Below are 246 nucleotides of genomic sequence, written 5' to 3'. Positions count from 1 at the left end.
GCTGAATCTCTTCGTGCTTGCGCGCGATGATGGTGTTGAGGATGTCGCTCATGCCTTGCTCTTGCTCCCGTACGCGCGTTCGACCTTGGCCACGCGCAATTCGAAATGGTCGTACCAGTGCTCGCGCCCGTAGGCGCGGGTGGCGGCGTGGTCGGCCTGACGCTTCCAGGCGGCGATGGCCGCCTCGTCGCTCCAATAGCTTACGGTGATGCCGAAGCCGTCGCCGCCGCGCGCGGATTCCACCCC

At 65.9% G+C, this 246-nt stretch carries 1 protein-coding gene; it reads right to left on the bottom strand.

What is annotated here, in order from left to right:
* Positions 1 to 48: 48 nt before the first annotated feature.
* A partial coding sequence (locus HKX41_12820) for an antibiotic biosynthesis monooxygenase (GenBank protein ID NNC25018.1) occupies positions 49 to 246 on the bottom strand: 198 nt, incomplete at its 5' end.

Source organism: Salifodinibacter halophilus (assembly GCA_012999515.1).
Lineage (GTDB): Bacteria > Pseudomonadota > Gammaproteobacteria > Nevskiales > Salinisphaeraceae > Salifodinibacter > Salifodinibacter halophilus.
The sequence above is the reverse complement of the archived record's forward strand: the minus strand, read 5'-3'. Positions and strand labels throughout refer to the sequence as shown.